This window comes from Rhizobium phaseoli, from assembly GCF_001664385.1.
In the GTDB taxonomy this organism is placed as follows: domain Bacteria; phylum Pseudomonadota; class Alphaproteobacteria; order Rhizobiales; family Rhizobiaceae; genus Rhizobium; species Rhizobium phaseoli.
Genome location: NZ_CP013535.1, coordinates 197,436 through 216,710, shown reverse-complemented (window position 1 = coordinate 216,710; position 19,275 = coordinate 197,436). Strand labels below are relative to the sequence as shown.

Genomic DNA, 19,275 nt, shown 5'->3' with positions numbered 1-19,275 from the left:
TTTAGGGGCCGCAGTCAACCACGGAGGGCGCGGAACGAAAGATCGATGCTCTATGGGACGTCCTAGGCGCATTGATGCTCCGCTTCACGCCGACAGAATGCGCAAACTACTTCAGGGCTGCTGGATATGAGCCGGATTGAACAGGATTTGCTCTAGTCGATATTGCGTCCAATTGAAGTGTCATCCGCCATTTTAAGATAACTGCAGAATCACTTAAAGAGAACATGGCACCAATGATCGCACAAACAACCGGTCCGCTTCTGCCAACCGACGCAGTTCCGATTGTCGCGATGTTCTTCTACGATATGGCGCAACTATCTGCTCGGTGGCTTAGGTAAGCCACCGCCGTTCGCGGCTTGTGGCTACTCATCCTGCCGGGCTGCGCTGTCCGTCGCGTCACGCGCCGCACCCAATCGATCGCGATGCTGATGCCAATGCGGAAGCGCTTGGACGCCGCCCGGCACCACACCCCTCCTGTATCACCGCTTCTACAACTTCTCGCGGTTATTCGAAACAGGTCTCGCCATCCAGCTCAGCCTCCTGACCGGCCAGAAGGATGAATCTGATTTGCGTCATAGGGAATCCTTCTCACGGGTCTACCTAAAATCATCCCGCTCTAAGCTTACGCGCACAACTCGCGGTTCAGCATGAACTCGCAACATCTGTTTTACGGTGCGAGGGTCATACCTCGATGCGATCGTCAAGCAGCCCGATCTGTCAAAGCCGCGACTATCTCTTCCAATGCAAATCTTAGGCTATCACTCAGCTTTCGATCTTTTTGCCAAACGACGACGTAGTGATATGTTGCCCCTGGCTGAAATTCGCGGAATGCAACGTCGAATTCAGCATATTCGCTCGCAATGATCTCGTTCGTAATCGAAACGCCGATCCCTGCCATGACATAGCCAATGTCATGGCCATTGGCGTCATATTCCACGGCGATGTCAGGAGCGGTTCCCATATATCGAAGGGCATTGACGCTCATTTGGTGAGAGGCAATTTGCGGGTCGATATCGATGATCGCCTCACTAGCAAGATCTTCGGCAGTGACAAGCTGCTGTGCCGCAAATCGATGGTTGGCCGGAAAAAGACATACGTTGGTGGCCGAGCCGACGGGCACCCAATCAAGAATGCGCTCATCAAGAGGCAATCGGGAGATGCCAAGATCCGAGCGGCCGTTTAACACATGATCTGCAATCTGCTCATAAGTTCCTGATTTCACCTGAACGGCGTAAGAGCGGCTTCTCTCCCGAATCCTTTTGACCACTTTCGGCAAGGTCGCGAAGGAGAAAGCGCTTGGCGCCGCGATGCCGATCATTCGCGTATCGTTGTTCCGCAGGAAGTCGATTGACGGTCCGATCCGATCAAGTCCGGCAAACGCCGCGTCGATTGTGCGTAGAAATTCCCATGCCTTGACGGTTGGCACCAGTCTGTTGTTTTCCCGGCGGAAGAGCGCGAAGCCGACAGTCTCCTCTAGCTGCTTGATGTTTTGGCTGACCGCCGGCTGGGTTATTCGCAACATCTGCGCTGCGAGCCTTTCCGAGCCGGCGCGCATAACCTCCCGCAATATTTGAAGGTGGCGGATCTTCACTCCGGAGTCGGTGACGTCCATGGCCGGGAATCTCAATCGTGGTCGAGCGACGCGCCTCATAAGCTGCGCTTATCAAAACTTCCTGAATCTTATAAATTGACGGCGGCAAGTCAAAGTATATTTTTGACATACGCCAAACTTAGAGCGCCGGTTAAGCTAATAAATCCAATCTACCCTCGGTTAAATCTCGGCAAGCCCTTTGTATATGTCGGGAGAATACCTTTCCTATTTCGGTGCGCTCGCAAGAATATTGGAGACTTGCATTGTACGCATTTGTAGATCAATTTTTATCTGGATTGAAGAACACACTTTTAGTGTTTGCCTTGAGCTGCGCTTTCGGGACCCTATTAGGTTTGCTTATTGCCGTTCTCCGCAACTCGACCCGTAAGTCGGTTTCATCGTGCATGCGGGCCTACACGGGCATCATCCGGGGTGTTCCGGAACTTCTGATCATCCTCCTGACGTATTTCGGCGGAACCGCCCTTTTGAGCGCGATTGCCGGTGGCTACATCGAGATTAATGCATTTGCGGCCGGTGTCGCGGCACTGACCGTCGTGTTCAGCGGGTACGCCGCGGAAATATTCCGTGGTGCGATCAACGCGGTTGCACCAGGCCAACGAGAGGCTGCAGCGGCGCTCGGGCTTTCGAACGCGCAGATTTGGTTTCTGATCATCATTCCCCAGATGATCCCGATCGCTCTGCCGGCATTCTGTAACCTTTGCATCTCCTTGATAAAGGATACATCGCTGATTTCCGTCGTCGGGCTGACGGATGTCATGCGCGTCGCCTATATAGGCGCAGGCTCACTGCGCGCTCCACTCCCCTTCTATCTCGCAGCGTCTGCAATCTACCTCGCCCTCACAAGCCTGTCCCTTCTTTCGTTCCGGTTATTGGAGCGCCGCTATTCGCTCCCGGCGATGAAAGGTTGAGGCAATGAGCATGACCATCGCGCTTGAAGCGTTTCTCACCCTTCCCCGCGGCCTTCTTCTCACTCTGGTTCTGACATTCGCATCGCTTGCCGCAGGCTTCGCCGTCTCGGTCCCGCTCGCCTTCCTACGGGCATCATCAAATCCGTGGGCTTCCGCGCCCGTGCTGGCATATACCTATGCGTTCCGCGGCACGCCACTTCTGGTTCAGCTTTTCCTGATTTACTACGGGATTGGCCAGCTTCCCCTCGTCCGCCAAAGCTTTCTATGGGCCGTGATGCGAGAGCCGTTCTGGTGCGCCTTCATTGCTTTCACCCTGAACAGCGCCGCCCATACGACAGAAGTTCTGCGCGGCGGGATCCAGGCGGTCCCGCGTGGGCAGATTGAAGCGGCCAAAGCCTTGGGCCTTTCCCGTTTCCACACTGCCCGTCTTATCGTGTTCCCTTTGACCCTCAGGATCGCTCTTCCCGCCTATGCAAATGAGGTGGTTGGAATGCTGAAGGCAAGCTCCCTTGCAAGCACCATCACGCTGCTTGAGGTGACCGGGCTCGCCCGACAGCTGGTGTCGGAGACATTCGCCCCATACGAGGTCTTCATTGCCGCGGGGGCTTTCTATCTGCTGCTTACCCTCTTGATCACGCAAGGTTTCCAGATGCTGGAGACGCGTTGGACGCCGACGGCAAACCGTCCACCGCCGGCGCAACCTGTACCTCGAAGAGCGAACGGAAAGCCGCCTCTCGCCTCGGCTGAAACTTGACGCCAGCCCACATCCCGGACGCCAACAATCAAACTCAGCAATGAAAGGAACATCGTCGTGAAACGAACACTTCTGCTTGCCCTGTCTCTTGTCGTCTGCGCCAACAACGCGGGAGCAATGGACAGGAAGACACTGACAATCGCCTCTGAAGGTGCTTCGCCGCCCTGGAATGCCATCACCCCCCAAGGGGAGCTCGCCGGCTTTGACATCGACGTCGGCCGCGATCTTTGCCGGAGGATGAAGTTCGAGTGCACTTTCGTGCCTCAGGACTGGGACGGAATCATACCGGCGCTCACCGTTGGAAAGTTCGATGCCATCATGTCGGGGATGGCGATAACTGAGAAGCGGAAGAAATCTATCGCTTTTTCCAAGCCCTACGCCGGAGGTTTCAACCAAGTTGTCATACGCAAAGATCTCAATCTTCCGCCCACGGATACGTTGGCCGAGCTCGACCTCACAACTATCGACCCTGAAAAGCAGGCAAAGATCGAGGAGCTTCGAGCCGCTCTCAACGGCAGAACTTTGGGCGTATTGCGATCATCGAATTCGGAAGCGGTGCTCAATGAACTGTTCGGAAAGGTCGCGACGATCAGGAGCTACGATTCCCAGGACAACATGCATCTCGATCTCGTGGCTGAGCGCATCGATGGCGGTCTTGCCGACTATTTCACCTGGAAAGCCTTCCTCGACAGCACGGATGGCGGGATTGCGACGCTCTACGGCCCGCGGCTCTCCGGTGGCCTGTGGGGCCCGGGTGTCGGCGTCGGGCTCCGGCAAGATGACGGCGAACTGGTTGCGGCATTCGATAGCGCCATCGAGGCCGCCACGAGCGACGGAACCCTGAAGCGGCTGAGCGAGCAATGGTTCAAGATCGATGTTTCGCCGCAGACATCGAACTAGACACTGGCTTTCCGACACGCATTTCCCCCGAAGCCATAGTGCGTGAGCAGTCGGCAGTCCTAAAGATCGAAGGTAGACCATATGTCCGCACCCTTTTCCATTGCTGTCACCGGCCAGTCGCTCATCCGTCATGATCTTCGAACGATCGGCGATCCACGGCTCGCTGAGATCGCCGAGATCCTCAAAGCAAGCGATGTTGCCTTCACCAATCTCGAGACGACTATCTATGGTCGTCATGGTGGATGGCCGCTCAAAGGCAGCTATTTCGGCGCTGCAGCGCCGGATGTCTTGGCGGCGTTGAAGGAGCTCGGTTTCAATAGCCTGGCTCTGGCGAACAACCATGCTTTCGATCTTGGACCGCCGGGGATCCTCTCGACGCTGGAGGAGGTTGCGGCACACAATTTCCTGCATGCCGGCATCGGCCACAACAAGCATCATGCTTCCACGGCACAGAAAATGACGTTCGGATCCCGAAATGTCGCGCTGATTGCCATGGATGCCGGGCCAGGCCCGTCTTTCATGTACGCCGAGGACGCAACTGAGGGCAGGATAGCAAGGCCCGGCATCAATAGTCTGAAAGTCTCCAGGGTATTCGACCTGGAAGCGGGAACATTCAACTTGCTTCGCTCCATTCAGGAGCGTCTTCTAAGTTCGCCCTTGGAGCGCGCGAATTATGCCCAGCCAGAGGATCCGCCTGATCTTCATGGCCAAGACGAAATTGATTTCTATGGAACCGTGTTTCGCAGATCAGATGAGACCGCTCGCCGCATCGTCATGGACCGGCACAGCGCCAGGGCTCACCTTTCGGCGATCGCGGAAGAAGCGGGCCGCGACACGCTCGTCATCGTGTATTTGCATCATCACCATTGGGAGCCGAACTGGCAGCAAGTCCCCGTCTGGGTCCGCGAATTTGCGCACGATTGCGTTAACGCGGGCGCAGGCCTCTTTGTCAGCCATGGCGCTCCGGTCCTTCAAGGGGTTGAGATATATCGGAATACGCCAATTTTCTACGGCCTTGGCAACTTCCTCTTCCATACGGAAAAGGACGAACAGGAATGGAGCCCGCCGGAAGTGTGGAGGAGCGTCATCGCGACCTGCAATTTTGGATCTAGCGGACAGCTGGAAAATGTACGCTTGCGTCCGATTGTGATCGGTGGAACCGAGGCATTATCGAATCCTGCACGCGATCGCCTCCCCTTCCCTGTGCTCGCCGATGGCAGAATGGCGGCAGACATCCTTGACGATCTTGCCGACCGCAGTGCCGGTTTTGGCACTGTGCTTGACCGAGAGAAGAACGTTGGCCAGATCGCTTTTTAGAACCTGCAGTATGCGGCGATAACTCTACGAACCGCTGACCAATTTTTGCGGCCGCGCTCTTGTTGGTCTTTTTATGGGGAAACGTCCTTGTGTTCTTCCATCTCTTCATCGACAATCGAGCTGACGAGGGCAACGACCCGGCTGCGCACACGCGGAGAAAGGAGCAAAACGTCGTCTATCAGACGCCGTCCCTCCGCCGTGGATATGTAGGCAATCTTCCCATCGATCTCTGTTATGAATTGCTGGCCCTGAGTGGTTTCGGGATCTGGAAGGCCTTCGAAAAACCTCGAAACCGGGATCTTGAGGCAATTGGCAAGCTCGTAGAGCATCGAAGCGCTGACGCGGTTCTTACCGCTTTCATATTTTTGTACCTGCTGCAAACTCACCCCGATGCCGGCGCCGAGATCCCCTAGGGAGACATTCGACTGCATTCGGCGGATACGGATTTGCTGTCCGACATGCCGATCGACTGGATGTACCGACTCGCGTGCAACATCCGACTGTTTGGCTTGCGCAGGTCTCGAAGTCCGAACCTGGGCTGCTACATAGCGCTTCATGGTGGTCACCCCGATGGAGAGTTTCACGCGGTGCGCCCCCGCTGAAAACTCGCTCAACCCACTGATCGGGGAGTTAGAACACCGTGCTAGACGGCCCTGTGGCCTTTAGTTCCGAGGAACCTGGACATACGCCACAGGCTCCTCGACCGAAGGTCAAGGAGTGTGGTGCCGAATCGGCCGACACCAACCGCTAACAGGGGGTTCTAATCCCCAAGGCAGCGCGTACTGCCTCGCTGCGAAACCTAGTTGAAATCCGCCCGCCGCGCAACCGAATTCTTTACAAGATTCAATAGCTTCGCTTTACGCGCGGACACTTGTCTCAAAAGCGAGAGGTCACGCTTCGGGCGGTAAAGTGGACAGAAAACCAAAGGAGGTGCGATCAGCGGAACGCCCATTGCGAGGAGTGTCTGCCCACCCTCCGGGAGGAGTATGCCACCGCAAGCTCCGCCCATAGGGGGTCCTGGGTGAAGCTGGAAAAGGGCCCGCAAGCGTCGATAATGCTCATCTTGCCGAACTGCTCGAGAAGCGTTGCAATACCCCCGCGGCTAACTGCATTCAGCAGCGAAAACGGCTCGCACGGCGAGGAGATGATGCGATGGCCCCAAACCCCCGGCCGTTCGTCCTTTGACAGTGCGTTGAGAAGCTGTGTGTCACGATGGTTGTTCCTCAACGCCTCGCAGAATGCCCAGCGCATCAACGGATAATAGATCGTATGCCGACTTCCACCCAGGACACGCACGCCAGGCAGGATCGACGTTACGATGAACATCAGCAGAAGGTTCGGAACGATCCGGCCAGTTCTCAGGGCCTCCACAAGACTTGGCGGCGAGAATTCAACACAGACATCATCTGTCTCCTTCGACCGGAGGACCCTGCCATCCAGCCAAAGTGGAAAAAGCCGCCCTTCAATGCAGCCCCAGAAAAAATGCGTCGAGTTTTTCAGCCAGCCTCGCCAAGCCGTGTCAGCGAGTTGATCGATGCAATGGATGAGGCGCATCGCGAATGCTCGGTCCTCGATCAACGAGGCTCGCAGCCAGGACCGGCCATCGGAAAGGTGGTCCGCGACCAGATCGGCAACGTCGCTATCGTCAAGCTGAAGAAAGTCCACCTGGCTGTCAGAATACCGCTTCCAGAGGCAAAGATTTGCCGCTTTGATCGCCTCTGCCGCCGACTGGAATTCGCCAAGAGGCAAAAGGTCTCGCAAGCAGGAAATTGCCTCCGAGTCATGACCGGGCCTGTCGACGTTTTGAAGATGGAATCTGTAGCAGCCGTTTCTGCCAAGAATGCTGTAGGGGATCATTTTGCTGCGCGACAGGCCGAAGACATTGACTGCATCGCCATCGACGTGGAGCCAGGCCGGACCCTTGCGACCGCGTTCCACGAACTTCACTGTCGAGCAAGCGTAGGAGATATAGGATGTCCTGCCATGCGCGCGAAGTCCCATCAGGGAGAACAGATGGGTGTAAAAGGCGTCAGGCTCGATCAACAGGTGGAGGTGGGGGCCACACTGCAGCACCGGAGCGACTTCGATTTCGGTTTGAAAGCGCGTCACGGCCCCTGCTGAATAACCCTGACGTTGCGCGACGGCCGCCACGCGTGACCGCAATAGAGACATTGCCTGGCTTCGCGCGACGCAGCCCGATTGATCCGATCCAACCGAGAAAGCCGCCTTTGCGTAGTCGTTCAGCGATGCCTGCTCAAACTGACGCAACCAAGGGAATAATTCAAAAATGAGGGTCAACACCTCACCTTTTGAAACCAGGTCGCTATTGGGCGACGTCTCCATCCTCAGACGAACCGGCTTTCCGCCGGCGCTCCCCGATCCATGTCAAAGTAAAAGAAGAGCGCGACGGTCATCATCAGCGCCCCGAAGAGGCCGAAAATCCCCGAAGGTGGAATTGCGTCTCCGATCGTCCCGATGATGCCATACGCAAGAAGCCCTATCGAAACACAGATCGTGTGGATCTGGCTTCGCGCCCGCCCCAACATGTCAATTGAAACGGTCGATTGAACCCGTACATCGATCAGGATCCGCGTGACATTGTAGCAGAAGCCAAGCAACACCAGTTGAACGAGCCCGGAGAAAAAGCTCTGGAAAACAGGAAAGCCCAACAGAACAATGCCAGCGAGCGCCGACTGGAATAGGATGCTTTGTCGTCGCGAACGCGCCCTTCTGAGAAGAAGGGTTGAACAGCCCGCAATCGAACCGAGGGCCCAACCTGCCTCGAGATAACCGAACTCTAGCGCTGACCCCTTGAGTTCGCGGGTGACATATGCGGCGCCCAATACACTCACGAGCATGCCCATCGCATAGGTCAACGCATACATGACGGCGATGGTCTTCAATGGGTGAACGACGAAGGTCGTCGGCAACAGATCCATCCGACGAATGCTCTTTGCCTGCAAATTCGATCGAGAACGAGAAGGCGGCTGGCGGCCGAGCAGTGCCAGCAGCCCCAACAGTGATAGGGCGAAAAAGGCGCCAGGCAAGACCGACGTCAGATTCATCCCGATGGCGTTTAAGCTGTAACCGGTGACGATAGCGGCGATGAGATTGCCCGCCTGCATCGCAATATAAGACGCCGAATTGAATGAAGTGAGGTTCTTAGGACGCACGATGTCTGGAATGATGGCCTGCAGCGCAGTCGAATAGGTTCTGTCGATGAACGCGAAGATGGTCCACGATAGGCAAAGAACACCAAGTGGGTCACCGAACGAGAGACCAATACCCGTTGAAAATATGAGGATCAACCTGGATAAATCGCAAGCGATACAGACGAAGCGACGATCAAATCGATCAACTAGAACCCCACCAACATTGCTGGTGAGCAACTCAGCGGCACTGCCGAGCGCCAAAAGGATGGCGAGAGCGCTCGTGCTCTTGCTGACATCTGTCGCAACCCATGCCGCCAGCACAAAGTAGACATTGCGGCCGGTGGCCGACGCAAGAACACAGAAGAGATAGATGCCGCGAGAGGCATAATACCCTATGCCGCTGCTTTCTGTCGCGCCCACTTCATCCACACTCCCTACTGGCAGGTTCATGGGGACATGCTATTCTTCTGAACAGCTGGCGGCTTTCATGAATTTGATATTATCTCTCGTCCAGAACCAGCTATTCTTTCCAGAGCGCCCGGTACTCGGCAGGGGAAAATCCCGTCTCTCGGCGAAATCTGGTCGAGAGGTGGCTCCCGCTGGAGTAGCCACAGGCGATGGCGATCTCGGTCACACTGATCGCAGTCGTGCGGAGAAGGTCGGTCACGCGTTCAAGGCGGCGCTGGTTATAGAAGCCATAGGGCGTCGAGCCTTGCGACTGCTTGAAAGCGCGGGAAAAATGCTCGTAGGTCAATCCCGCCTCTTCAGCCAGAGCGCGCACGCTCGGAGGTCGATCGATGTGAGCTTCAATTCGCCCTATCACCCGCTTGAGAACCGTAGGAGACAATCCTCCTCGAGACAATCTGCCAGATGTGCCGGAGCGGCGCTGCAGAAGTCCGAAGATAGCCGCTAGGTGCCCTTCAACGATCAGACTCCCTACGGAATCGTCGTGTGAAAGTTCTCCGGCAATCTGCCGCGCCAAGCATTGGATTGGCAGATCTCTAAATCCAAGCTCCGGACGTAAGGTGCCTACGCGCGGGAGCTTGGTCGTGAGGTTGGAAAAAAAATCCTGCGTCACGGTTATCATAAGATAACAACCCTCAGCATCGCCTTCATCCCAACCGCTCCAATGGCAACCGGGCGGAATGTAAACAAGCGAGCCGTCTGGACGCGGACTGAACTCGACTCTTCGTCCGTCCACAAAATTTTCGCCGGATGCCGCCGTACCCCTTATGTTGAGGAAGATCAGGTGGTCATCCGCGACAACGTCGATAACCTGTCGCCCGAGACTGCGCCGGCGAACGACATCTGCGCGGGCATGGCTCCAAAGGCCTTGCTGGTGAAGAATGATCTCCCCTTGTGACTTTTTCATCCTGTCGGGGTGAATTGATGGAATGATCCCCACTCGAAAGCTGCTCCCCTGAAAAACCGGTGTGGTAGCGACCCTACCTCACCCCAAGTTGTCAACAAGTCAGGCTTTAACCTCAGGTCGAACTTCATGTCAATTTCATGAAAACCAATCAAAATCGTGGATGCGAAAACATGACGTTCGCGATCATCTTCTGCCGACATCATCGCTGACGGCACAATCTTTTCGGGATGCGCGATTTCCTCCTGAAACCCGGAAAACGCGATGGTGCGAGAGAAAGGCAGGCTTTCGCATGCGTGAATTTGCCGACTTCATCGAGGAGTGCGACCGCGCCCCTCGCCTTAACGAGCTTACTGAGTTTTTTTCGACCACCGCATCCGGTGAGGCTGGAATGCCTATCCGTCCGCCTGAGCTCGATCGCCGCTTGTTCCCATTGGACATGACGTTCAGGCGCTTTTCAGCCCTTCATCCGCTGCGCCAAGGTCCATTCGATAAGCACTACCTGAGCAGCATACCCTATCGCCTCGAAGAGGAGTGCCGCATAGGCAGCGCGATCCTCAAATACGCGCGCGCCAGAAAGGGTCAACTGCAGCTCTACACGCTAGGTACAGCCGAGGGGACGATGGCTCGTGTGATCGGCGAACTTGGCAATGGCAGGATAGAAACACTGTCCTGCAGTCCCAACGTCGAGAACCTCAGAAGCTTCTATGCCTATGGCGTTCCTCCTCACGCCATGTTTTTTCACGGACCATTTCATCATCTGACATCGCAAAGGATCCAAGAAGACGTGGAGCTCCGAAAATTTGGCAGCGGTTTCGATATCATCCTCGAGGACACGACTTTCCAGATGTATTCGCCAAATCGTTTCGATCAGATCCGGTTCGTCTCGCAGCATCTCAAGACCGACGGGCTCTTCATGTTCGTCGAGAAGTTCAGGCATGAAGACGACGAGGAATATCGGCGGCGGGAACGCCAGAAGGACCATAGTTTCAAAGCTCGCTTTTTCAGCGCGTCAGATATTCGCGCCAAGGAAGAGACGGTGCTGACGCGAATGGATCGAAACGAAGTTACCCTTACGAAGATGAGCGAAACACTACGCCGGTTCTTCGAACACTCATTCGTCACCTGGAACAGCGGCAATTTCTACACGCTTGTCTCCAGCAACAGTCGGGAGAATCTCGACCTGTTCCTATCGAAGCTGTCCGCACCCGCGATTCCAGCAGAATATGTCTATGCGGACCTTCCTTGCCGCCTTTACCCGGAATCCGAAGCCAGGCGGCTATCGGGGCGATCCTGGACCCTTTAGCAATCTCACTCATCTTCGCCGTCGCGTGAGCGACTGCGTCACGTCTTCACGAGCTCAACTGGAACAACGTTTGCGTCAGCAGAAAGCGATCCATCACGTTGAGCAGCCTCCAACGCTTTGCCATCTCGAAAAGCTTTTTTCTCCAAATAGGCAGGAACAGCATGAAAAAATCGATTGGCGAAGTCCGTCACTTCGTTGACCTAGGCCCGCCGGGCAACGCGCACCTGATCTTGCCACGAGCGCCATCAATCGCGGGTGAGGAAGATGTTTCAAAGTGCGTACACGTCGCCGAAGCGTGTGTCGCTCTCTCGCGCACGCAGCACGTTGCCGACAAGATCTGCACGCAAATCGAGGACTTCTACCAATCCCACGTCTCCGTGGGCCCTGACAGGTTTCTAGCTTTCGAAGGTGGAGGCGCGATCATAAGGCCGACCAGTGAAAGCTTGTTCTTCAGGGTCTCAGCGCGAGACCTCGTCACATTCTGTGGCATCCGCGCGCTGTTGGAAGCAGGCTTGTTTCTGGCCACGTCCGTGTCCGAGGGGGCTATAGAGTGGCTTCACGCAGACGGCACGCGATCTGGTGAAACCTGCAATCGCCTCTACAACGACCGCTGCGGAACGGACGAACAGTAGCTTCGACCGCTCCGCCACCCCCCCGCTTTTCTTCGAGTCTCAGAGGTTGATGCCGCGAGCGCGGCTAGCAGCCCTTTGGCGCCGCTCCGCTGTGATCTGCTCACTGCTCTGCAGACGGACAGTCTGCTGCAGGACCTTCAACCGCTCCTGCATCGCCTCGAAAGCTCGACGCTGCGCCGGCGGCAGGCGGCTGACAAGATCCTTCTCGCCCCGAACGATGGCATTGCGACCGAAACGTTCATCGAGCGCCCGGCTGACAGCGGCAAACTCCCGGCCAATGCCCGGATCGAGGGGAACTGCGGAGACTCTCAACCCTCTGCTGTCCTTCCTCGCCTCGGCCGTCAGGCGCGCCAACGCCTCTTCCGCAGCTTTCGACAGAGCAGGGATCGCGACCCCCATGCGCCGCCGCTCTTCTGTGATGGCCTGGCGTTCTGAGTTGAGCGCATTGGCGTAGGCCGCACCGAGCGCGCGCAGGCGCGCTGCAGCTTCCGGCACGGCCGCCACAGCCTCTTTCCGCTCTCGGCCAGAGGCCAGCATCCGGTCTACGAGACGGTCGGAACCGCGCAAGGCCGCGTAGGCCGCCGGGTCATTGGCCACAGCGGCTCCAATGCGATCGGCGGCAAAACCTTTCTGGAGAAGTTCCTCGATCTTGCCGACGACTTCAGCCGGATCGCGCCAGATTGTCGTTGCCGCGTTCGCCAGTGCCACACGCTGCTGACGATAGAGAGGTGCAGAGAGAGCTCTTGATCGCGCCTCGTCGTCAACGGGGACCTTGAACTCGGTGACGGCGGCGAGCATAGGGGGAATGGGAACGTTCTCCTTCCCCACCCCCTTCTCCGTCTCCAGATCGACACTGGCGCCGGCGACGACCTTCGAACGATCCCGACGTTCGGCGAGGTGCTGCTCTTCCGCAAAGCGTCGCACGGCTTCGAACAGCCGCGTCAGCTTTCCGCGCCGTTCATCCGTCAGGTCCTCCGGCATGCGCTCGACAATGTTGCGTTCAGCGATCGCATCCGCCTTCGCGCTAAATGCGCTCCAGCCAAAGCGGGCCGTTAACGCTTCGCTGACCGCCTTGATCTCCTGCACGACCGAGCGGTCCTCAGCGGCAAGCGCAAAGGCGCTCTTATAGGCGTCGTCCCCGCCCTGGCGGCGCACCGCCTCGATCTCCATAAGGCGCGCCATCGCGCGCTCGGAAAGCGCCGGGATCGACAATGACATATGCGCGCGGCGCGTCTGCTCGCGCAGGTCGAACCGTTCGGCGTTCCTGCGGAACTCGGTCGCATGGGCACGGGCCATCGGAAGCAGTTCCTTCACGGCCGCGACAGCGAGATTGCGCTCTTCACGCGCCGCGCGTCCGTCGACGATCAGCTCGGAGCCACGCAGCCGGCCAAGCCGACCAGGGGCTGCGGCAAGGTCGTCGGCGAGCCTGCGGGCTGCGACCCCGATATCCGACGCCAGTGCATTCAGGGAGACGAGCGCTGCATCCGGATCCCGGTAGATCTTCTCCAGCAGCGGCCGCAGGATCACCTCCCGCTCTGTCCAGGCCGGCGACGCAAGCTGCGCCAACCGCGCATCCTCCTCGACGCTGCTGACAAAGGACGTAGCCGGCGGGATCAGATAGCGTGTTTCATCAGCGCTCGCGCCCGAGACGGAGTGGGATGCAGTTCGCGCGTCACTGGATGTCGCTTCGACCATCGTCTGGCTCCGTTCTTCATTGTAGGCGACCCGCCGTTCCCGTTCGATGGCAAAGCCGAGCGCCACGCTTGCCCTCTCCCAGAGCTTTTCCACCTGCTCCCGCTTTGCGGCAATCCACGCCCAGCGCCGGGTAAGGCTTTCCTCCATCTCGGCGGCGGCAAGCGAGAGATGATCAAGCCCGCGGCGCCGGGCGAAGTCGTTAGCGTGTGCGCGGTAACTGGCCTCGCTCTCAAAATCGAGCGTCGTCGTCTTGGCACCGGAGCGCGACAAGCGTTCGACGAGCAGATTGAAGAGTTCCGGCCGATGACTTTCCCGCTCGATGCGCTCCTGTCGTGCGCTAGCGGTCTCGACCTGACTGGCTGTCCAGACGTTGCGATCGACCTCCCGCTCCTCGTAATGCTTGTGACCTGTCTTCTCGTCGACAACGGCAATCTGGACCTTGACCCGCTCGACACCATCCTTTCTGAGCGTCACGGTGTCGCCTTCCATGATGCTGGCCTCCTCAAGTGCCTTCGGCAGGCTCACGCCCCAAAGGCGATGGACGGCTCCGCCATCCGTCCTGATGTCAGCATAGGGGCTATCGTCGGCATCTTCGTCATCAGGCCGGAATTTGGCTTCGCCGGTTTCGACAAGCTCGCCGGTCACACCCGCGGCATGATCGACACCCGCCTTGCGTCCCCATTCAGGTTTTGCCTCAAAATCCTCTATCGCTGCATAAAGATCGACACGATCGCGATGCCTCGTCATCGACACATAGGTCAGATGCTGGTCCATCATCCCGGTCGCCAGCACGAAGGTGCGATCGACGGTGGCGCCCTGCGACTTGTGGATCGTTGCGGCATAGCCGTGATCGACGTTGCGATAACTGTCCTCGCCGAAGACGACTTTATTGCCATTGTCGAGCAGAACCGACAGCAGCGGACCTCCACGTTTATCGCCGGTGGAGACGACGGTGCCGAGCATGCCGTTCTTGACATACTGCGGCCCGGAGTGCTTGGCCCGCGGCTCGAGGAAGCGGGCGTTCTCCAGGAAGATGATGCGGTCGCCGGCGGCAAATTTTCGCGCCCCGCGCTCGGTCCGGAAGCTGCGGCTTTCGCCGAGGGCATTATCGCCGGCCATCACCTCACGCAGCGCCTCGTTGAGCTTGCGGACATCGTCGTTGGTGTGGGCGAGCACCAGCAGTTCATCACCGCGAAGACGGCCATCCCTGCCCTCGGAGATCGAGCGACCGATTGCGTGTTTGCGTGCCTCTGTCCAATCGACCACAATCCTGTCGATCGTTTCCTCGCGTGTGCCCGCCTCGACCAGGTGGCCCTGCTGGGCATAGGCGTCGAGGCCCTTCTCGACCTCGCCGCGGGCAAACAGCCGCGAGGCATTACGTGCCCAGGCCTCACGCTGGCGGCGCACGCCGGCAAGCTCTGCAAAGCCGATGCGTTCGGTAATTGCCCGGAAGGCAGCACCGGCCTGGATCGGCTGCAGCTGCATCGCATCGCCGACCAGCACGACCTTTACCTCAGCCTCCTCGGCAATCTTCAGCACACGGGCCATCTGCTGCGAGGCCACCATGCCGGCCTCGTCGATCACCAGCACATCACCGCGATGGAGCGTATCGCGGCCATTGGCCCAGGCCAGTTCCCAGGAGGCAAGTGTCCGCGACTTGATGCCGGAACTGTCTTGCAGCCCTTCTGCGGCCTTGCCGGCAAGGGCTGCACCGATCACCCTGTGTCCCTCGCCCTCCCAGGCAAGACGTGCGGCAGCAAGCAGCGTCGATTTGCCGGCGCCGGCAAGCCCAACGACGGCGGCAATGCCGCTGTCACCGGTGACATGACGGACAGCATCGACCTGCTCTGCATCGAGCCGAAACGGAGTTTTGGGATCGCCGCTCTCGACGCTTTCGATCGCCACTTTCACATTCCGCTCGGAAACGCCGAAGCCGCGACGCTCCGACAAAACCCGCGCCGACTGCGCCATGTCGTATTCGATGCGCAGCATCTCCCGCGTCGTAAACATCGCGGGCTCCGACACCTTTCCTGTCTCTGCCTCGATCTCCTGCGGCTTCAGTATGACCAATTGGTCCGACGCCATGAGGCGTACGCGGATGTTGGCAAAATCGACGGGATCGTCGACATAACGGTGCAGCGCCTTAGCGATTTCCCTCTCGTCGAAGGTAGAGCGTTCATTGCCGAGCTGCTTCAGCAAAAGCTCCGGCTCTGAAAGCAGCCGATCGGCCATCTCCTGGCGGCGGGCGAGATCGGCCGGCGCGAAGTGGAGCTCCCTGCCCTTCCTCGCCAGCGCCGCCTTCTCCGGCCCGAGATGTTTTTGCGCGATGCCGTCGAGGCCCTGTTCGGCATAGGAGCGACCGTCGAGGCGGATGTCATGTCCGGCCAGCGCCAGATGCCGGTTGGCCGTTTCCGCCCAGGCGATCTTCCACGCCTTCATCGTTTCCTTGTCGCCCGCCCAGACTTTGTAGACGATCTTGCCGTTCGGGCGGTCCGGCGTGACGACGCGCAGCGGCTTACCATCCTCACCAAGCACTGGAACCTTCTTTGCCCCGAACCCCTCCTCCGTCAGCGGCCGGAGCGTCGTCATCAGGTGGATGTGCGGGTTGCCGTCCTTGTCGTGATAGACCCAGTCGGCGATCATTCCTTTCGAGGTGAGATTGTCGCGGACGAATTCGCGCACCAGCGTGATATTCTCGGCCCGCGTCAGCTCCTCCGGCAGCGCGATGATCAGTTCGCGGGCGAGCTGCGCATCTGCCCGCGTCTCGAAGGCGTCAACGGCATTCCAAAACACTTCGCTGGCCTTGCTGACGGACTGACCTGATATCGCCGACCGCAGCCAATCCGGGATCTCATCCGGCAGCGCCAGTTCCTCATACATCAGTTCGCCCGCCCCACCGCGATAGCTGAACGACGTTCCCGCCTGCTCGTCCATCATCCGGGCGCGGTGGCGATAGGCGGCAGCCGAGACGATGCTGCGTCCCGATCCCCTACTGATCACCTGCGCTCTGACGAACATGATCGCCACTGGCGTCTCCAGACTGGCCCAAGCACGTCGCGACAGCGACGTATATTGCGCCCTCAAACAGATCGGACCGAAGGGCCGATGCCGCTTTTCTGGTTGCACGCTAGCGCATTTTACTGTTTTATTCTAGTTAGTATAATCGCACCTTCGACATCAAAGCAGAAAAGGAACCAGGAATGGCGACAAAATCATCGATTTCCGATCTCGACGCCCAGATCGAAAAGCTGCGCGAACGCAAACGATTGTTGATAGTTAAATCGGCCGAGCGGTTTGCCCGCGCCGCGACCAGAACCGGGCTGGCGGAGATGGAGATCGCCGACGAGGAGGTCGATCGGATCATCGAGGAAATCGCCGCGCGATTTCGGAAGGGGGAAAGGAAAATCGCCGCTGGCCCCGCTCCTCAAGCGCGTCGATCAGGAGATAGCGGCGCTGGAGCGCAGGGGCAGGCTCCAAATGACGGCTGAGCGGAAGCGCGACGCGCGCGAGAAGTTCCTGCTCGGCGGAATCGTCGTCAGAGCAGGGCTGTCGAAAGCCGATCGGGCATTCCTGCTCGGCGGCCTCATAGAACTGGCAAAGCTCGCCCCAGGCTCCATTGAGCATCGGCGGCTGCGCGATATCGGCGAAGAGGCTTTCAAGGCTCCGTCGCTGGCCGACGTTTCATCGCATCTCAAGGAGACGGCGGAATGGGCCTAAGAGGGAAACCGCATCCGAGCCTGCTGCTCGTTTTGGCGCCGATCGCCGTCACCACGATCACAATCTACATTGTTGGCTGGCGGTGGCCAGGGCTCGCCGTCGGCATGTCGGGAAGGATGGAATATTGGTTCCTGCGGGCAGCACCTGTACTGCCTCTAATGTTCGGACCTCTTGCCGGACTTCTGACAGTTTGGGCCCTGCCGCTGCATCGGCGAAGGCCGGTCGCCATGGCAAGTCTTTTGTGTTTTCTCGGCATTGCCGCCTACTATGCGCTACGCGAATTCGGCCGGCTTGCACCGACTGTGCAGGCCCGGGTCGTTCCGTGGGATCGAGCGCTGTCCTATCTTGATATGGTCGCAGTCATTGCTGCCGTCGCCGGCTTCATGGCAGTGGCGGTGTCAGCCCGCATCTCCGTCGTCGTGCCAGATGAAATCAAGCGTGCCCGGCGTGGAATATTTGGAGATGCCGATTGGCTGCCGATGGCGGCAGCAGGAAAGCTGTTCCCGCCGGATGGGGAAATCGTGGTCGGCGAGCGTTATCGGGTCGACAAGGAAATCATCCATGCGCTTCCCTTCGATGTAAACGATCGCAGCACATGGGGACAGGGCGGGAAGGCGCCATTGCTCACCTACAGACAGGACTTCGATTCCACCCATATGCTGTTTTTCGCGGGATCGGGCGGATACAAAACGACCAGCAACGTCGTGCCGACGGCGCTCATATATACCGGACCCATGATCTGCCTCGATCCTTCCACTGAGGTCGCACCCATGGTCGTCGAGCACCGCACCAATGCGCTCGGGCGCGAGGTCATGGTGCTCGATCCGACGAACCCGATCATGGGCTTCAACGTGCTCGACGGGATCGAAGCATCCAAGCAAAAGGAAGAGGACATCGTCGGCATTGCCCATATGCTGCTGTCGGAAAGCCTTCGCTTCGAAAGCTCGACGGGATCCTACTTCCAGAACCAGGCGCACAACCTCCTGACCGGTCTGCTCGCCCATGTGATGCTCTCGCCCGAATATGAGGGCCGGCGAAGCTTGCGCAGTCTCCGCCAGATCGTTTCCGAACCGGAGCCCTCGGTGCTCGCTATGCTGCGCGACATTCAGGAGCATTCCGGTTCGGCCTTCATCCGCGAAACGCTCGGCGTCTTCACCAACATGACCGAGCAGACGTTTTCGGGCGTCTATTCCACAGCATCGAAGGATACCCAGTGGCTGTCGCTCGACAGCTATGCCGCGCTCGTCTGCGGCAATGCCTTCAAATCGAGTGATATCGTTTCGGGCAAGAAGGACGTCTTCCTCAACATCTCCGCATCGATCTTGCGCTCCTATCCGGGCATCGCTCGTGTGATCATCGGCTCGCTCATCAACGCCATGGTGCAGGCCGACGGCGCCTTCCAGCGCCGGGCGCTGTTCATGCTCGATGAGGTCGATCTGCTCGGCTACATGAGGGTGCTCGAGGAGGCGCGCGACCGCGGCCGCAAGTACGGCATCTCGATGATGTTGATGTACCAGTCGGTCGGGCAGTTGGAGCGGCATTTCGGGAAGGATGGCGCGACGTCATGGATCGATGGCTGCGCTTTCGCCTCTTACGCAGCGATCAAGGCGCTCGACACGGCGCGCAACCTCTCTGCGCAATGTGGCGAGATGACGGTGGAGGTGAAGGGCAGTTCCCGCAACATCGGCTGGGACACGAAGAACAATGCATCCAGGAGATCCGAGAACGTCAACTTCCAGCGCCGGCCGCTGATCATGCCGCACGAGATCACCCAGTCGATGAGGAAGGACGAGCAGATCATCATCGTCCAGGGGCATAGTCCGATCCGCTGCGGCCGGGCGATCTACTTCCGGCGAAAGGAGATGGATCAGGCAGCGAAGGTCAATCGTTTCGTCAAACCGGTGCTATGATCG

General features: G+C 58.4%; 15 protein-coding genes and 2 pseudogenes. 10 read left to right on the top strand and 7 right to left on the bottom strand.

Annotation, left to right across the window (positions count from 1 at the left end):
* Positions 1-29 precede the first annotated feature (29 nt).
* Positions 30-140, top strand: a pseudogene (locus AMC88_RS33345) (IS630 family transposase); the annotation flags it as partial.
* A gap of 209 nt (positions 141-349) precedes the next feature.
* On the opposite strand, the pseudogene AMC88_RS34200 reads toward AMC88_RS33345, so the two are convergent.
* Positions 350-527: pseudogene (locus tag AMC88_RS34200) on the bottom strand (IS630 family transposase); the annotation flags it as partial.
* A 173-nt stretch (positions 528-700) separates the two neighbouring features.
* The gene (locus AMC88_RS26230) at positions 701-1,612 is read right to left on the bottom strand and encodes a LysR family transcriptional regulator (RefSeq protein ID WP_042120104.1); all 912 of its coding nucleotides are present in this window, start codon (positions 1,610-1,612) and stop codon (positions 701-703) included.
* A 242-nt stretch (positions 1,613-1,854) separates the two neighbouring features.
* On the opposite strand from AMC88_RS26230, the gene AMC88_RS26225 reads away from it, so the two are divergent.
* The 4 genes from AMC88_RS26225 to AMC88_RS26210 all read left to right on the top strand — a co-directional run bounded on the left by AMC88_RS26225 (position 1,855) and on the right by AMC88_RS26210 (position 5,491).
* Positions 1,855-2,520, top strand: a complete 666-nt coding sequence (locus AMC88_RS26225) for an ABC transporter permease subunit (protein ID WP_016737469.1) — start codon at positions 1,855-1,857, stop codon at positions 2,518-2,520.
* A 4-nt stretch (positions 2,521-2,524) separates the two neighbouring features.
* Positions 2,525-3,274: an ABC transporter permease gene (locus AMC88_RS26220; protein WP_016737468.1), complete on the top strand. Its 750-nt coding sequence runs from the start codon at positions 2,525-2,527 to the stop codon at positions 3,272-3,274.
* Positions 3,275-3,331: 57 nt separating this feature from the next.
* Positions 3,332-4,174 carry a transporter substrate-binding domain-containing protein gene (locus tag AMC88_RS26215; protein ID WP_011053397.1) on the top strand — a complete coding sequence of 281 codons (843 nt, stop codon included), beginning with the start codon at positions 3,332-3,334 and terminating at the stop codon, positions 4,172-4,174.
* 81 nt (positions 4,175-4,255) lie between these two features.
* Positions 4,256-5,491, top strand: a complete 1,236-nt coding sequence (locus AMC88_RS26210) for a CapA family protein (RefSeq protein ID WP_004668595.1) — start codon at positions 4,256-4,258, stop codon at positions 5,489-5,491.
* A 71-nt stretch (positions 5,492-5,562) separates the two neighbouring features.
* Here AMC88_RS26210 and AMC88_RS26205 read toward each other — a convergent pair whose 3' ends face one another.
* The 4 genes from AMC88_RS26205 to AMC88_RS26190 form a co-directional block, all read right to left on the bottom strand.
* On the bottom strand, positions 5,563-6,048 hold the full coding sequence (locus AMC88_RS26205; protein ID WP_018247165.1) for a helix-turn-helix domain-containing protein: 486 nt from the start codon (positions 6,046-6,048) through the stop codon (positions 5,563-5,565).
* Positions 6,049-6,427: 379 nt separating this feature from the next.
* The gene (locus AMC88_RS26200) at positions 6,428-7,834 is read right to left on the bottom strand and encodes a hypothetical protein (RefSeq protein ID WP_016737467.1); all 1,407 of its coding nucleotides are present in this window, start codon (positions 7,832-7,834) and stop codon (positions 6,428-6,430) included.
* A gap of 2 nt (positions 7,835-7,836) precedes the next feature.
* Positions 7,837-9,093 carry an MFS transporter gene (locus tag AMC88_RS26195; RefSeq protein ID WP_016737466.1) on the bottom strand — a complete coding sequence of 419 codons (1,257 nt, stop codon included), beginning with the start codon at positions 9,091-9,093 and terminating at the stop codon, positions 7,837-7,839.
* A 70-nt stretch (positions 9,094-9,163) separates the two neighbouring features.
* The gene (locus tag AMC88_RS26190) at positions 9,164-10,048 is read right to left on the bottom strand and encodes a helix-turn-helix domain-containing protein (protein ID WP_064820022.1); all 885 of its coding nucleotides are present in this window, start codon (positions 10,046-10,048) and stop codon (positions 9,164-9,166) included.
* A 256-nt stretch (positions 10,049-10,304) separates the two neighbouring features.
* Between AMC88_RS26190 and AMC88_RS26185 the strand changes: the two genes are divergently transcribed.
* Both AMC88_RS26185 and rctB read left to right on the top strand, forming a co-directional pair.
* Entirely contained in the window at positions 10,305-11,318 is a 1,014-nt protein-coding gene (locus AMC88_RS26185; RefSeq protein ID WP_016737465.1) for a class I SAM-dependent methyltransferase, read from the top strand.
* Between the two features lie 161 nt (positions 11,319-11,479).
* A complete protein-coding gene (rctB, locus tag AMC88_RS26180; protein ID WP_016737463.1) occupies positions 11,480-11,950 on the top strand; it encodes an SMa0974 family conjugal transfer regulator in 471 nt (156 codons plus the stop codon).
* 39 nt (positions 11,951-11,989) lie between these two features.
* Here the strand turns inward: rctB and traA are convergent, their stop codons facing one another.
* Positions 11,990-16,672 (bottom strand): Ti-type conjugative transfer relaxase TraA, encoded by a 4,683-nt coding sequence (traA, locus tag AMC88_RS26175; RefSeq protein ID WP_046977193.1) that lies wholly within the window; start codon positions 16,670-16,672, stop codon positions 11,990-11,992.
* A gap of 173 nt (positions 16,673-16,845) precedes the next feature.
* On the opposite strand from traA, the gene AMC88_RS26170 reads away from it, so the two are divergent.
* From AMC88_RS26170 to traG, 3 genes are read left to right on the top strand one after another with little or no spacing between them, the layout of a single operon-like run.
* Positions 16,846-17,133, top strand: a complete 288-nt coding sequence (locus AMC88_RS26170; protein ID WP_016737548.1) for a TraC family protein — start codon at positions 16,846-16,848, stop codon at positions 17,131-17,133.
* Entirely contained in the window at positions 17,123-17,362 is a 240-nt protein-coding gene (locus AMC88_RS26165) for a conjugal transfer protein TraD (protein ID WP_011053389.1), read from the top strand. Before AMC88_RS26170 ends, AMC88_RS26165 begins: the two co-directional genes overlap by 11 nt.
* Entirely contained in the window at positions 17,353-19,272 is a 1,920-nt protein-coding gene (gene traG / locus AMC88_RS26160; RefSeq protein ID WP_046977192.1) for a Ti-type conjugative transfer system protein TraG, read from the top strand. The genes AMC88_RS26165 and traG overlap by 10 nt, the downstream gene beginning before the upstream one ends.
* Positions 19,273-19,275 lie beyond the last annotated feature (3 nt).

What these genes read in the sequence shown, in the direction of transcription:
- AMC88_RS26220 (WP_016737468.1), top strand. Translation starts at nt 2,525, where the DNA reads ATGAGCATGACCATCGCGCTTGAAGCGTTTCTCACCCTTCCCCGCGGC.
- AMC88_RS26210 (WP_004668595.1), top strand. Translation starts at nt 4,256, where the DNA reads ATGTCCGCACCCTTTTCCATTGCTGTCACCGGCCAGTCGCTCATCCGT.
- AMC88_RS26195 (WP_016737466.1), bottom strand. Translation starts at nt 9,093, where the DNA reads ATGAACCTGCCAGTAGGGAGTGTGGATGAAGTGGGCGCGACAGAAAGC.
- AMC88_RS26230 (WP_042120104.1), bottom strand. Translation starts at nt 1,612, where the DNA reads ATGGACGTCACCGACTCCGGAGTGAAGATCCGCCACCTTCAAATATTG.
- AMC88_RS26200 (WP_016737467.1), bottom strand. Translation starts at nt 7,834, where the DNA reads ATGGAGACGTCGCCCAATAGCGACCTGGTTTCAAAAGGTGAGGTGTTG.
- AMC88_RS26165 (WP_011053389.1), top strand. Translation starts at nt 17,123, where the DNA reads ATGACGGCTGAGCGGAAGCGCGACGCGCGCGAGAAGTTCCTGCTCGGC.
- AMC88_RS26205 (WP_018247165.1), bottom strand. Translation starts at nt 6,048, where the DNA reads ATGAAGCGCTATGTAGCAGCCCAGGTTCGGACTTCGAGACCTGCGCAA.
- traG (WP_046977192.1), top strand. Translation starts at nt 17,353, where the DNA reads ATGGGCCTAAGAGGGAAACCGCATCCGAGCCTGCTGCTCGTTTTGGCG.
- AMC88_RS26170 (WP_016737548.1), top strand. Translation starts at nt 16,846, where the DNA reads ATGGCGACAAAATCATCGATTTCCGATCTCGACGCCCAGATCGAAAAG.
- AMC88_RS26185 (WP_016737465.1), top strand. Translation starts at nt 10,305, where the DNA reads ATGCGTGAATTTGCCGACTTCATCGAGGAGTGCGACCGCGCCCCTCGC.
- rctB (WP_016737463.1), top strand. Translation starts at nt 11,480, where the DNA reads ATGAAAAAATCGATTGGCGAAGTCCGTCACTTCGTTGACCTAGGCCCG.